The organism is Rhizobium sp. CF142 (assembly GCF_000281145.1).
In the GTDB taxonomy this organism is placed as follows: Bacteria; Pseudomonadota; Alphaproteobacteria; order Rhizobiales; family Rhizobiaceae; genus Rhizobium.
Window position 1 is genome coordinate 19,834 of the sequence record NZ_AJWE01000144.1, and the last position, 14,250, is coordinate 34,083.

Sequence of the window (14,250 nt, forward strand, 5' to 3'; positions counted from 1 at the left end):
CCATGGTGCCTCGAAAGCCCCTGCCCGCGCCCAACGAGAGCCGCGATCCCAATGACGAGATCATCGAGCTCGCCGCCGCCTGCCGCTTCAGCCCGAAGCGCTGGAGCCGGCTTGCCTGGGACTGGGGCATGGGCGAACTCTCAGGTTACGAAGGCCCGCGCCCCTGGCAGGATGAGATCAACGATCTGATCGGCGCTCATCTCGCCGACCCCGAAACGCGCTACCAGCCGCTGCAGATATCCGTCGCCTCCGGCCACGGCATCGGCAAATCGGCTGAGATGGGCATGCTCTCCAACTGGGCGATGTCCTGCTTTGCCGATTGCAAGATCGTCACGACAGCCAATACCGAGGGCCAGCTGCGCACCAAGACGGCGCCCGAGATCGGCAAATGGTTCCGGCTTTCCATCACCGCCCACTGGTTCGATCAGCAGGCCATGTCCATCAAGTCGCGCGACCCTGATCGCAGCGAAAGCTGGCGGCAGGATTTCATCTCCTGGAGCGAGCACAATACCGAAGCCTTCGCCGGCCTGCACAACAAGGGCCGCATCATCCTGCTGCTCTTCGACGAGGCCTCGAAGATCCATGACAAGGTCTGGGAGGTGGCCGAAGGGGCGCTGACGGACGAGGACACCGTCATCATCTGGATCGTCTTCGGCAATCCGACGAGAAACAGCGGCCGTTTCCGCGAGTGCTTCCGTCGCTTCCGCCATCGCTGGGTGGGAAGGCAGATCGACAGCCGCTCGGTGCCTGGCACCAACAAGCAGTTCCTTCAACGTCTCGTGGACGATCACGGCGAGGATAGCGATATCGTCAAAGTGCGCGTACGCGGCCAGTTTCCGAGCCAGTCCGCCATGCAGTTCATCTCCGCCGACGATGCCGACCGGGCGCGCAGCACCCATCTTCGCTCCGAGCAATATGCCTTCGCGCCCGTCATATTGGGCGTCGACCCAGCCTGGACGGGCGATGACCCGACGGTGATCATGCTGCGCCAGGGGCTTTATTCGAAGCGGCTCGCGACCATTGCCCGCAACGACAACGATATCGAGGTCGCCAATCTCATCGCCCGGCTGGAGGATGAATATGAGGCCGATGCCGTCTTCGTGGACGCCGGTTACGGCACCGGAATCGCCAGCGCCGGCACTGTGATGGGCCGCTCCTGGCAGCTCGTCTGGTTCGGCTCCACCAAGGTCCTGGACCCCGGCTATTACAATATGCGCGCCTATATCTGGGGCCAGATGAAACGCTGGCTTAAGGCCGGCGGCGCGATCGATCCCGCCAATGAGGTTCTCTATCAGGATCTGGTCGGGCCGGAGACCGTGGCGCGGCTGGATGGCAAGATCCAGCTCGAAAGCAAGGAAGACATGAAGGAGCGCGGCCTGCCCTCGCCCAACGAAGGCGATGCGCTGGCGCTGACATTCGCGCAACCGGTGGTCAAGAAGCTGCGCCACCGGGCGGGGACCGGGGTGAAGGCTGCGGTGGATTATGATGTCTATGGGTAGGTGGCGCGGCGGAGTGGTCGCGCATTTTGCGCGACATACTCAAGAGATTACTTCAGGGCTTCGTCATAGGAGCGACGATGCTCTTCGATGACGGGCAGATTGTCCCGGACCCACAGGTTGAAGCTCTCAAGAGCGTGCAGAACGCCAGCGCCCATATCGGTCAGTTTATATTCGACGCGCGGCGGTACTTCTGGAAAATAATGACGCATCACCATGCCATCGCGCTCCAGGTTGCGCAGTGTCAGCGTCAGCATTCTCTGGGTGATCCCGTCGATCTCTTTCCTGAGCGCTGAAAAGCGCAGCCGTTGCTCATCTGCCAGAGACAGCCGCCATAGAACATGCACAGTCCACTTATCGCCCAGCCGTGTGCAAATCCCGTTTGACGGGATCGGCCTGAATTGTGGTTTGTCCTCTGGTCCCTGAAGGGAACCGGGCCCGATACCATTGTCCAAGCGTATCATCCTTGTGCCTGAGGCTGAAAAATGTGCCGTCTTCCGGCGATTTTCTACTCGTATATATGGACGGTCGTTGTTCAACGCGAGGGTTCTCAATGACCAATGACAAACATCCAATTCTCGTTTTCGGCGCCACCGGTCGTCAGGGCGGATCGGTCGCCAAAGCCTTGCTGAAAGCGAAGCGGCCTGTACGCGCGCTTGTATTGAACACCGGGGCCCCAGCCTCGATCGCCCTGCAGGACGCCGGCGTCGAAATCGTGCCCGGATCGTTCGAGGACGAGGATGCCATCCGAGCGGCGATGAAAGACGCATATGGCGTTTTCAGCGTGCTGCCGGCCAACCTGTCGGCAGAGGAGGAAGAACGCCGGGGGACTTCGATCGCCGACCTGGCCGTCGAAAGCGGCGTCACGCATCTCGTTTATTCCTCGGGCGCCAGCGTCGGCGACAAGCCGACGGGTGTGGCGCGTTTTGACGCCAAACCTCGCATAGAGGCGCATATCCGCAAATCGCCTGTCACGGCCACGATCGTCAGGCCGATGATCTTCATGGAAATGCTGGTGCGCCCCGGATTCGGCCTGGACAAGGGGCAGTTGCTCTCGCTCATCAGGCCAGAGCATTCGATCCAGCTGACCGCTGTGGACGACATCGGGAAATTCGTTGCGGCCATGTTCGCCGATAAGGCCCGGTTCGGCAGCGTCACCTTGAAAATCGCAAGCGACAGGCTTACCGGCTACGAACTCGAAGCCGCCCTGAGCGAAATCGCCGGCCGCACGATCGCCTATGCGCGCTTTCCCGACGATGTTCTCGCAGCCAATGCCGACCTCGCGCACATGGCCAGGAGCCTGGAAGATGGTCCGCTGGCAGAACGTGTGGATCTGGATCTCATGCGCGAGATCAATCCGGAAATCCTCACTTTCCGCGCCTGGCTCGCCGGGATCGGCCGCAAGGCGCTCGACGAAGCCTTGGGGTAGAATGCGGCAGACGACGACTTCTGATGTCTGCAACGGGCCGACGGCGGTGGCGGCATTTACTGGCCGGCCGCATCAATTCGCGCTTCGCGTCCTGCACCGATGGTAAAACACGCACATCACCGGGTGGGGACAGGGGTGAAGGCAGCGGTGGATTACGATCCGTATGGGTAGTGTGGCGATACCGGGGCGGGATTAACCAGTGGTCGCGGCAGGCTAATCACAATGCACGGTTCCAATTTTATCCACAGGTTTATTTTCGGCCTCCGGGCGAAAAAATCCCGCAGAAGCTGGGATTTTCAAGCTCGAACCGCCGAGTTAATCCAACTGGTCGAATTGCTGCGCGTCATGCGCGGGCGTCTAATCGCATTGTCACGGTGAAGGGCGCAGATGAGACAAGCACCGGGGCTGGGGCTCGTCTTGGTGCTGGGTGGCGAGCCCCGATGTCTTCACCAGCCATCTGACGAAACTGCGTCAGAACAGCCTGCCTCGGGGGACGCTTAAGGATGAACTCCATCTTCAGAAGGTCCGCCAATGCCGCCCCTGCTCGATGCCGACGACCCAAACAGCCTTGATATTGTATGCGATGTCATCCTTGTTGACTGGTACAACGCAGGCGTGGACACCTTCGATATCAGAGACTTTCGGGAAGAAATGGAGCTGCATTACAAGGAGATGGGCAGACCCGTTCCTGCAGAGATTGCCGATCCCCAAAAGCTCGTCCCAACGCTGCGGCTGCTGCAGGCGCGCATACACATCGTCAAGCCGACGCGCATTACCGGTATCGAGTGGCAATTCCAGCGAAATGGTAACAATGGCAACGGGGATTGAAGGCGCCAGGGCCATGCGGTGGCGGGTGCCCAAAGGACGGTCTGCCTCTTTGGCGATCGCATCAGGCTGCCCGCAAATCAATTGCGATTTCCGGGCCGATGCCTGAGGCACCGCGGGCCGTCTCTAAAGCGCGTCGCGATCTCCAAGATTCGCTTGTCGCGCTTTAGATTCTTGTTTTCGCATGTCGTTATCGCAAAACCGCTGCACACTTTTGCGCGACACGCTTTAGGCCTCGGACTTCAGCTTGCCGCCGACCGCCCAGGAATCCTTGCCGATTTCCGTTATCAGGATTTCCAGCGATTCAGGCGGGCACGCCAGGGTTTCGACGGCGGCCCTGGTGGCTTCGCGCACGAAGGCGCGTTTCTGATCGGCGGTGCGGCCGGGATGCATCTGCAGGTGAAGAATGGGCATGGTTTTTCCTTGGTCACGTTGGCAATGTCCCGTCGCCTTGGCTCGGGCATGACGACTATGTTGTAAATGCCGCGGTTGATAAATAAGCTGCAGGTATCGTCATTCGAAACCTACAGGTAGGCAATCACGGACAAGCTGGCTGGCATGGCAACGTTCGTCAGGGTTATCGACGCCGGCAGTTTTGCGGCAGCGGCAGAGATCGCGCGCGTGTCGCCCGCCATGGTTGCCAAGCAAATCAAGACGATCGAGGCCCGGCTCGGGGCGAAGCTCATCCATCGCACCACGCGGCGCCATCAGCTGACGGAGATTGGCCAGCTCTATTACGAGCGCTGCAAGCGCGCGCTGGCCGAAGTGGCGCTAGCCGAGGCTTCGGCAAGCGAGCTCCAATCGGCGCCCCGCGGCCGGCTTCGGCTGGTTGCGCCGGTAAGCTTCGGGACGCAGAACCTCGTGCCGGCGCTGATCGACTATCAGAACGCCTATCCCGACGTCAGCATCGAGCTATCGCTCGACAACAACGTCCATGACCTCGTCGGCGAGGGTTTCGAGCTCGGCATCCACATCGGCCCGCTATCGGACAGCAGCCTGGTCGCCCGCCCGCTGACCCCCTATCGGCGGATTCTCGCAGCTTCGCCTGATTATCTCGCCCGCCATGGCCGGCCGGCCTCGCCGGAGGATCTCGCGAACCATCTCTGCCTTGGCCACTCCTATTGGCGCATGCAGGATCGCTGGCACCTGATCGGGCCGGGAGATGAAATGCGCGATGTACTGATTTCCGGAAAATTCTCGACCAACCAGGGTGCGGCGCTGCGCATGGCAGCGCTCAGCGGCGCGGGAATCGCGCTTCAGCCGGAATTGCTGCTGGCCGCTGACATCGCCGAAGGGCGGCTCGAGCCGGTGCTTCCGGAATGGTCCTACCGGCCTGTCCCGATGTACCTCGTCTACGCGCCGAACCGACGGCCGACGGCGATGTTGCGGACGGCGATCGATTTCCTGGTGGAACGGTTTGGCTAACGAGGCTCGGTCCTGGCCGGCATCGACGATATCCGAAAAAATCACTTCCTGAAGCGCGTCGCCTGGAACAGGTTTGATGCGACGTGCTTCAAGACTGCTTTCGGCCCCAAGCGCTCATGGGTGGCGCCTGCCTCTCACGTTGCGACAGCGCCCTTCCCTGGCGACACCGCCTAACTCGGCGCGGCGTCATGCCCGCCGGCGGCTCTTTGAACAAGGCGGGCAACCACTTCGGTACGGTTCTGCGCCTGCAGCTTGCGCATGATGTGCTGCAGATGCATCTTCACCGTATGCCCCGACAGATTGAGTTTTCCCGCAATCACCTTGTTTGAGCAGCCGCTTTGCAGCTCTGCCAGCACATCCGCTTCCCGCGGAGTGAATTCGGCAATCGCCAGGTACTGCATCCTGTCGTCCAGCCTTCTTTCGGCCTCGGTTCTAACAGGGATATGCTCGTTCGAGCCGTTTGTAACAGCTCCCATGAGCTGCGGGAAAAATGTTCCCCCTGCCAGAACAAGACGAAGACCGGCAAGGGCAATGTCAATGGGCAGTGAAGTCGTGAAAAAGCCGCGAATACCCATCGTGAGCGCCTGACGGGCTATGACGACGTCATCCGTACCTGAGAGAAACGTGATAGGAACCTCGGGAAAACGTGCGGCAATTGCCGCAAGGTCATCACGCAGGCTATTGCTCTCAATACTTCTGCCGGCCAAATCCAATGCAATCAAACGCACCTCAGCTCCAAGAGCCCTGTCGAGACTCTCGGTCGAGATCAAATCGATAAAGCTCCACCCGGCGAGCTCATGCTCAAGAAGCTTCACCACGGTGGTGCGTGCCAGTGTAGAATGTTCGATTATGATCACAGTTGGTGCAGTGCGCCCCGTTCGGCGCTTACTTTTAACACTGTCGGACACTTGCGTGCTCCCCAGAAGATTTGCAACCCAACAGCTATTCACAATATTCCTGTTCTCGCTTCATGTCATGAGAAAAAACGAGTGTATTCTCGATAACAATAGTCTGATCTCTCATGATAATTCTTATAGTCTATAAGAATCCGGTGAGAGACAACTGGCGCAGTAGAGCAGTTTGGAAAGCTTATCTAGGAGGATCTGCTGAAGCGACTTGTCGCCGCAGACTTTCCGGTCTTCGCCGAATTCACGTATGGCAAGCGCGTCAACAAAGCTTTCAAAGGCACTGAAAAGGCAGGTGATCTGCTACGGAACCATTCGGGAAAGAGCCGTTGGATAGAACGAACCGCCGATCGGCTCGGCTTTGTTCCCACATCTCATTGCAAAGCAGCCGCAGACCTCGACAGCGAAACGACCAACGCAAAAAGCAACAAAAGCCTGAGATCGCCGGTAACCCTTTATGATTACTGAATAATTAGGGGCCATTGGGCATTAATACCGGCTCTCATCGTTTTCACGCAGGCAGCACTGCGCCGGACCGGCAGATGTCGGCCGGAGGCTACGGCCTCCAGGACCGAAATAGACGACAATGCGGTTACGGTCATGGTGGGATGTCCGGTATCTCAGCGCGAGCCGACTGTTTCGTGCCATGCCGGCCCTGAGCGATGATCTTCGATTGCGGGTGTTGAAACATGGGCTTCAGTGGTAGCGATGGTAACGCCGAGACTCAGCAAGACTTCAATTTCAGCGGGGAATGCATTGCGATATACGATCATTATTCTGAGTATTGTAACGGCTCTGGGGTCGTGTGCCACCTCACCCTATGACCCCCCGGAGATGCGCCCCTACTGGTCAGCCGCGCGTGCATTGGGAAAGTGCTTGGAGCGGACTACGAAATCGTATCTTGTTTCAAACAAAGATCCGGAAAAAGTCGCTTCAATGCTCGATAACTCATGCACGGCGGAAAGAAAGGCAGTGGCGGATGCTGAGCTCGCGGCTGGTCTGCCGGTGGATTATTTCGATTACGGAAAAGGGCGACATGAAGTGTCATTATATTGGGCACGCGCCGTTGCAGTAGACTCAGAAAGAGCGGTTAACAGCCACCAACCTCAGTATAGATGAGAACACCATGAACTCATCGCAACAATCTTTAATAAGCATAGATCAATATATTTCCCAGTGCTTCGGGGTTCAGCAATGAATAAGCTTTGATTTGGGGTAACCTTACAATTCTTCGAGAGGAAGTCGCTTTCGCAAGCGTCGATCTGATCTACCGCGATCCGCCTTTCAGCAGCAATGCCAACGACATATGCTGTTTCGATCACCCTGGTCCTAGCTGTGCATGAAGCCCAGGATGTCGTCTACGAGAGCCGAATGGGCGTCCGTGAGGTTACCCTCTCCGCCGTGGCCCGCAATGCCGGCCATCTGGAGCGCATGCTGGTCGTAGAGAACATGATCGACCTGCTGGGCGTCCGCCGTCCCGCCGGCGGGAACGGCAATGTTGATGGGATGGAAATAGGCGAAATTGGTGTCTACCAAGGCGCCGGTCGACGATCCGACCCCGCCACCGCCGCCCGCATGATTGCCGGTGAAAATCGTGTCCGACGACAGGTTGAAGCCACCGCCATTGCCGCCGATGCCGGCAATCTGCACAGCGCCCTGATCGAAAATGACATTGTTTGTCTGATGCGCCTCAGCCGAGCCGCCGGCGGCGCCGATCGCGATGTTGATCGGTGAGAATATGGCAATGCTTACGTCGACGATGCTGCCGACGAAATATCCGTTGCCGCCGTGGCCCGCATAAAAGTCGCCGGTCAATGTAAGCGACGTTCCCTGGCTCAGCGAGTCATGCCCCGCAGCATTATGGTCCCCGCCCGAGCCGCCCATGCCGCCGATCTGGGTTGCGCCCTGCAGGAACAGCGCGTTGTTCGATTGCAGGGCGTGAGCCTCCGCGCCAGGGCCCGCGGCCACGGCCGTATTGACGGGCACAAACAGCGCGGTTTCGGTGCTGACGAGCCCACCATAGAAGAGGCCCATGCCGCCGCTGCCGGCATGACTGGCGCCCTCGCCGCTGCCGGTGGCAACATTGCCGCTTCCGCCATTCCCGCCTATCCCGGCCATTTCGGTGGGATGCTGATTGATGAGCGCATCATTGCCCTGGACGGCCTCGGCACTCGAATGAGGTCCTGTAATAGCGGCATTGGACGGCATGAAGACGGCCAATGCATTGCTGCTGATCACGCCGTCGCTTATTCCAGCACCGCCGCTGCCGGCTGAATAGGTTGGACCGGAAGCGACATCCAGTGGAAGCCAGGTCGGCACCAATGCCAGATGCCCCGCAGCCACGTTGGCGGCGAGGTGTTGATCGGTGCCTGACTTGGGCAGGTCTTCCGATAAGGGACGAGTTTCCGTCATTACCGTCTCCATTCCGCGGACAACCGCACGGCAACCGGGCGTGCAGCGGATGTAGGCTGAATTGTTCAGACATTGTGCCTCTGAACGCAGGAAAAGCAGAGCCTGCAATTCGTCTACATCCTGTCGGCTAGTTCTGTAGCCATTTGGCTAGCATGGCCGCAGCGCCCGTTATGCGGGTTTGCGAGCATCAGATCCGCCTTCCGGTTGGAGGCCCTGGATATTCCCCCATTCTCGCGGCGGCTCATGAGAGTCTTTCAGCCCCGGGAAAGGTCCAGGCGCAGCCTGATCAAAACCCCGCAATAGAGCCGGTTCGCCCGGATGGTCGTCACTTTGAAAAACGGGAAGTCGCAGAGATGATCGCGTCAATGCTCTCCGGCGCCCGATCGCCAAGTACCGATCCAATAACGTTTCGCCACATCCAAGTATACACCCGAAAGAACGTCACCGAATATCTAGATAGTTTAAAGTTTAAATCGCAGGCAATATTCGCTCGCGGTTGTATTGGCTGGCGGTGAGATCCTGAATACCCACACCGTAGGGGGAAAGCCGTAGAAGGAACCCGACGAAACGAAGTAACCGAAGTAGAAGGAGTGATATCAATGCCTATTCCACAATTGTCTGACACGATCTACCTCCATAACCCGGATGCAGGCGACGCCAATGCCGGCAACGGCGGCGATGGCATCAATCATGGCAATATCGACTACAACCCGGTTGCCTATGTGGACCCCACGCAAACGGTCTACGGGGCAGATACCCATCTGCACAACGGCGATCACGTCTGGCAGGGGGCAGATTGGGAAGCCGGCGGCGGTGGACCCGGTGGCTTCAGCCAGGCCCAGAACGGCTTCCTGGCATCGCTCACCAGCGGCGCCGGCGGCGCAGGGGGAGCGGCTACCTCCAACGGCAGTCAAGGAAATACGAGCGGCGGCGACACGGCTACGGTGAATGCGGCTACGACCGCAACACAATACACCCAGCTCGTGGCTGACCAGCATGCCACCATCCTGGCAGGCGTCGGCGGCAACGGCGGCAACGGGAACAATGCTCTCGGTGGCGATATCTCGTCGGCAGTGGTTCACACCAATCCCGAAACCGAAACGACGACGGTGAACAATGCTCTCGATCATTTCATAAACGCTTTCGGCCATATCGACGTCAGCCATCTCGGCTCATGAACTCAGACCCTGAGGGTCGCCGGTTTCGGCTGGCGACCCTCCTGTATTGCTGAACCAGCAAACGCCCACTTCGTGTCAGTATCAAATGCAGTGAGATCTGATAATGGCAACGATTTCCATAAAACCATTGCACACCCAGACCCACCTCGTTGTTGCGCTCCGAGCCTGTGCCGGCGCCTTCGGGTTGGTCTTCCTTTATAGCTGCGGCTATAATCTCTTTCTCCTGGCGCCTTCCATCTATCTCCTGCAGATCTATGACAGGGTTCTGTCGAGCCGAAGCGCCGACACGCTCCTGATGCTGACCTTGATCATCGCCATCGCCGTGCTGGTCGGCTCCATGCTGGATATCGTGCGCAGGGCAGCCCTTTCGCGCATCGGCAGCTGGCTGGACCACAGGCTGCGGCCGATGGTGCTGACCGCATCATTCGAATATGCCACTCTTGCCGATACGGGAGCCGCCACGGAATGCTACAGGGACCTGGCCGCATTGCGCCAGTTTCTCGATTCACCGGCCAGTTCCCTCTTTTTTGACGTTCCCTGGGCGCCGGTATTCCTGCTCCTGCTCTTTCTCGTTCATCCGCTGCTCGGGACCATCGGTCTTCTGAGCGCAGTTGCGCTTCTGCTGTTTGCGTTCCTGACGGAAGTGGCGACGAAAGAGCCGCTGACCCAGGCCAATTTTGCCCTTTCGAGCAGCTATATCCGATTTGCGACCGCCCTCAAGAACATCGAAGTGATCAGGGCAATGGGCATGCAGGATGGCGCAGCGCAGATCGTCTATCGCGATGCGGAAATGGCAAGAAAGGCGCAGGACGTCGCGATGCATCGCACCGAGATCATTATTGGTTTCTCCAAATCGATCCGCACGCTCGCGCAGATCCTGATGATGGGATCGGCGACATGGCTGGTGCTCGTCAACAGCGGCAGTCCCGGCATCATCTTCGTTGCGAGCCTGCTGCTCGGGCGCGGGCTTGCACCCATCGAGGGTGCAATCGGTGCATGGCGCTCATTCACGTTTGCGCGCAATGCCTTCAATCGCCTGAACAGAATGCTGATAACGGTCGCATCGGAAGGCGACGGCCGAATAGTGCCTGTACCGGAACCCAATGGCCTCATTCTCGATAATGTCAGCTATGTCAGGCCATCCGCCGATCGGCCGATATTGACTGATATCACCTTGCGCCTCGCGCCAGGCGATTGCGTAGCGCTGATCGGTCCGTCGGGATCGGGAAAATCGACGCTCGGTCGCGTCATCGCCGGCGTCGTGCCGGCAACGAGCGGATGTGTTCTTCTCGGCGGGGTCGATATTTCGGCGCTCCGCCTTTGCGGGGGAACCCGCCATGTCGGATACCTGCCGCAGGACATCGAACTCTTCGGCGGAGCGATCAAGGATGTGATCGGCCGGCTGGACGGCGGAGATCCCGGCAAGGCGATCGATGCCGCAAAGCTGGTCGGGCTGCACGAAGCGATCATGCGGCTTCCCAGGGGCTATGAGACCGATGTCGGCGAAGGGGGAAAACTGCTGCTTCGGGCTCAGCGCCAACAGCTGGGACTGGCACGCGCAGCCTATGGAAATCCGTCCCTCATCGTTCTCGACGATCCGAATTCGAGCCTGGATTATGACGGCGAACGAATGCTGTTTACGGCGATCGAGCGCATGAAATCCAGGGGGATGACCATCGTCATCATAACGCACCGGATGGGGATCCTGCCGGTCACCAACAAGATTGCCATCATGCGTAACGGGACGGTGGCTGCCTTCGGCGACAGTGACCGTATCTACGACACCTATCTTCAGCCACCGTCTCGAACAGGAACATAGGGAGGGACGACGCCGTGACCCTTGTTCAATTGAACGTAGCGCTGGCGAAATTTTCAGATCTCTCAAGGACGGGTCTGCGACTGGCTCGACGAGCGACAGCGCCAGCCGTGCAACAGACAACCTATCTCCCGGTCATCGATCCGAAACAACGCGGACCCGCGCCCCCCTCGCCCATGCCGGGGCTCAGAGGCGTTGTCTGGACGGGCAACCTGCTGATCCTGGTCTTCATCGTCGGATTGGGGACCTGGTCGGCCTTAGCGCCGCTGAAAAGCGCTGCGGTCGCATCGGGCATTATCGAACCGGAAACCAGCCGCAAGACCATTCAGCACCTGGAAGGCGGGATCGTGCGACGGATCCTCGTCAAGAACGGCGATATGGTCATGGGCGGGCAGATCGTGATAGAGCTCGACGATACGAAGTCTCGCTCGGAGCGCGACAGCATTCAAGGGCAACTTTGGGACGCCGAAGGAAGCCGCGCCCGCTTGCTTGCGGAGCAGACGGGCGACGACCATGTCACCTATCCCGGGGCTCTCAGGGCGGCAATGGAGAGATATCCCTCGGTCGGCGCGATTCTGATAGGGCAACAGAAAATCTTCGAAGCCCGTCGCCGGGTCATGCAGGCGGAAATCCAGATCGCCAATGAAAAGATCGCGCAGGTGCGGCAGGAAATCGTCGGACTTGGCGCGCAGAAGGCATCACTGGCCGACAGAGCCACGATCTCGAGCCAGGAAATGGATCAGGTTACGGCCCTCAACGCCAAGGGACTGGAAAAGAAGAGTAGGCTTCTCAACCTTCAGCGGGAAAAAGCAGACCTCGATGGCCAGCAGGGCCAGGTCGAGGCACAGATCTCCCGCGCCAACCAGGTGATCAGCGAGTCACAGGCCGATATCGCAAAGCTTGAGAGCGACCGGTTGAGCGAAGTCGCCCAGGGCATGCGCGATACGGAAAGCCGGATCATGCAGCTGCGCGAGCGCTTGCGGGCGATCGACGACCAGCTCGCAAGGACCGATATCCGCGCTCCCGAAGACGGAACGATCATGAACCTGCGCATCCACACGGCCGGTGGGGTGGTCGGCGCGGGCGAACCGCTCGTCGATCTCTTGCCACGCTCCGATCGCCTGATCGTGTCTGCCCATGTCAGGCCTGAGGACATCAACCTCGTCCGTGCGGGACTCGAGGCGCAGGTTCACCTCCTTCCCTACAATCAGCGGCGCGTTCCGCTCCTGAAAGGTCAGGTCGAATATGTCTCGGCCGACCGCCTCATCGATCAGCAGAGCGGCCAGCCCTACTATGCCGCGACAATCCGTGTCACGGACGAGCGGCTGGCGAAAATGAAAAATGTCGAACTGATCGCGGGCATGCCCGCACAGACGTTGATCGAAACGGGCCAAAGCAGCGTGGCGCTCTATGCCATCAGACCACTCCTCGACAGTTTCAACAGAGCATTTCGCGAGGACTGAGACGGTGATGGGCAAGAGAAAATTCGACGACGACCAGATTACGGGCATCCTGAAGGAGCACCAGGCCGGGGTGACGGTGGCAGATGTTTGCCACAGATACGGTATCAGCGAGCCCACCTTCTATCGGTGGCAATCCCTGCAGTTCGGAAGCGGCGGTCTCTCTGCCAAAAGGGTGAGAGCACTGGAGGAAGAAAACCAGAAGCTCAAGAAGCTCTTGGCCGAAGCCATGCTCTCGGCGGCAACGCTGAGCGAGATGCTGGCGAAGACATCGAAAGGGCGAAACTGACCTCCAGAGCAGAGGGGTTTGTTGACCCCTGTGGCGGGGAATAGGATCGGAGCGCATCATGTCATATGCGATCTGGGAAAAGGGGAAAATGTCCACTCGAGCGCTGCTGATCGTGCATGCCGATGTTCCGAACGAGGTTGACCGAGGCCCCTTCGATCAATGGTACGATCGCCATATGCCAGACGCATTGCGTGTATTTGGGGCGCTCCGGGCCTGGCGCACCTGGAGCCGAACCGATCCCTCCAAGCACACTGCCTTCTACGAATTCTCCAGTCTGGAGGCGGCGAACGCCGCTATTCAATCGTCGGGCAAGGAATTTGACGCCAAATGGGGCGGGCGGGCGACACGCACGAGAGACATTGTTGAGGTTGTTCAGCGGCTACCGGATCAAGACTGAGAACTTGTCAAGAATCGTCAACGTCCGTTCGGGCCGATGATCCGGTTGCAGGATCAGATCGGGATGGGTGGAGGATACCCCTTCGGGGCCTCCGCACAACAAAAAGGGGGCACCTCGCGGCACCCCCTTTCTGCCCCCCCCAAAGCCGGCATCCCCTCCCCGGATCCCGGCCCCCTCACAAACACCCCTCTCCTCCCTCTTCTCTGTGTTCCCGGCCCAGCCCGAGTTATCTCACAGAGATTCGCGCCGCCCCCTTGGGGCGCAATGACATCTACGCGGCACATATGCACCATCACCGCGCGGAGGCGACGCCTGAATTCCTGTGACTTCCTTTGCGCCAGCACGCGGGCACAGGAATGAGGGAGGAAAGGGAATGCGCCCGGCAGAGAGTGGCAAGAAGACACCGTCACCGAGCCGCATTTTCGATACTGCCGTTGAAAGAAGGGCTTCGTCCCTGAAGTCCTTCTTCCGGTTCAGGATGCCGGATTAACTGGGGTTGTGTTCGCCATTGCCCTGGCCGCCATGACCGCCCTCGTCATGACCGCCCTTGTCGGAACCACCCTTGTCAGAGCCGCCCTTGTCGGAACCACCCTTGTCCGAGCCGCCCTTGTCAGAACC

The 14,250-nt window shown here is 59.3% G+C and carries 12 protein-coding genes and 1 pseudogene; 9 read left to right on the top strand and 4 right to left on the bottom strand.

Annotation, left to right across the window (positions count from 1 at the left end; genetic code table 11):
* The first annotated feature begins 2 nt into the window (after nt 1-2).
* Nucleotides 3-1,499 (top strand): hypothetical protein, encoded by a 1,497-nt coding sequence (locus PMI11_RS35715; RefSeq protein WP_037072735.1) that lies wholly within the window; start codon nt 3-5, stop codon nt 1,497-1,499.
* Nucleotides 1,500-1,546: 47 nt separating this feature from the next.
* Here the strand turns inward: PMI11_RS35715 and PMI11_RS35720 are convergent, their stop codons facing one another.
* The gene (locus PMI11_RS35720) at nt 1,547-1,960 is read right to left on the bottom strand and encodes a winged helix-turn-helix transcriptional regulator (RefSeq protein WP_007827481.1); all 414 of its coding nucleotides are present in this window, start codon (nt 1,958-1,960) and stop codon (nt 1,547-1,549) included.
* 89 nt (nt 1,961-2,049) lie between these two features.
* On the opposite strand from PMI11_RS35720, the gene PMI11_RS35725 reads away from it, so the two are divergent.
* The gene (locus PMI11_RS35725) at nt 2,050-2,925 is read left to right on the top strand and encodes an NmrA/HSCARG family protein (protein WP_007827482.1); all 876 of its coding nucleotides are present in this window, start codon (nt 2,050-2,052) and stop codon (nt 2,923-2,925) included.
* Nucleotides 2,926-3,456: 531 nt separating this feature from the next.
* Nucleotides 3,457-3,753, top strand: a complete 297-nt coding sequence (locus PMI11_RS35730) for a hypothetical protein (RefSeq protein ID WP_007827484.1) — start codon at nt 3,457-3,459, stop codon at nt 3,751-3,753.
* Nucleotides 3,754-3,978: 225 nt separating this feature from the next.
* Here the strand turns inward: PMI11_RS35730 and PMI11_RS35735 are convergent, their stop codons facing one another.
* On the bottom strand, nt 3,979-4,257 hold the full coding sequence (locus tag PMI11_RS35735) for a 4-oxalocrotonate tautomerase (protein WP_348258313.1): 279 nt from the start codon (nt 4,255-4,257) through the stop codon (nt 3,979-3,981).
* Between the two features lie 51 nt (nt 4,258-4,308).
* Between PMI11_RS35735 and PMI11_RS35740 the strand changes: the two genes are divergently transcribed.
* Entirely contained in the window at nt 4,309-5,175 is an 867-nt protein-coding gene (locus tag PMI11_RS35740; protein WP_007827488.1) for a LysR family transcriptional regulator, read from the top strand.
* A 170-nt stretch (nt 5,176-5,345) separates the two neighbouring features.
* Here PMI11_RS35740 and PMI11_RS35745 read toward each other — a convergent pair whose 3' ends face one another.
* The gene (locus PMI11_RS35745) at nt 5,346-6,083 is read right to left on the bottom strand and encodes a response regulator transcription factor (protein ID WP_007827490.1); all 738 of its coding nucleotides are present in this window, start codon (nt 6,081-6,083) and stop codon (nt 5,346-5,348) included.
* A gap of 1,326 nt (nt 6,084-7,409) precedes the next feature.
* A complete protein-coding gene (locus PMI11_RS35750) occupies nt 7,410-8,492 on the bottom strand; it encodes a hypothetical protein (RefSeq protein ID WP_007827492.1) in 1,083 nt (360 codons plus the stop codon).
* A gap of 599 nt (nt 8,493-9,091) precedes the next feature.
* On the opposite strand from PMI11_RS35750, the gene PMI11_RS35755 reads away from it, so the two are divergent.
* The 5 genes and pseudogenes from PMI11_RS35755 (at nt 9,092) to PMI11_RS35775 (ending at nt 13,632) form a co-directional block, all read left to right on the top strand.
* Nucleotides 9,092-9,670, top strand: coding sequence for a hypothetical protein (locus PMI11_RS35755; protein WP_007827494.1), 579 nt, complete (start codon nt 9,092-9,094; stop codon nt 9,668-9,670).
* Between the two features lie 103 nt (nt 9,671-9,773).
* Nucleotides 9,774-11,489, top strand: a complete 1,716-nt coding sequence (locus tag PMI11_RS35760) for a type I secretion system permease/ATPase (protein WP_007827496.1) — start codon at nt 9,774-9,776, stop codon at nt 11,487-11,489.
* 14 nt (nt 11,490-11,503) lie between these two features.
* Nucleotides 11,504-12,949: an HlyD family type I secretion periplasmic adaptor subunit gene (locus tag PMI11_RS35765; protein WP_007827497.1), complete on the top strand. Its 1,446-nt coding sequence runs from the start codon at nt 11,504-11,506 to the stop codon at nt 12,947-12,949.
* 7 nt (nt 12,950-12,956) lie between these two features.
* A pseudogene (locus PMI11_RS35770) lies at nt 12,957-13,214 on the top strand (transposase); the annotation flags it as partial.
* Between the two features lie 79 nt (nt 13,215-13,293).
* Nucleotides 13,294-13,632: a hypothetical protein gene (locus PMI11_RS35775; RefSeq protein WP_007827501.1), complete on the top strand. Its 339-nt coding sequence runs from the start codon at nt 13,294-13,296 to the stop codon at nt 13,630-13,632.
* Nucleotides 13,633-14,250: the final 618 nt, after the last annotated feature.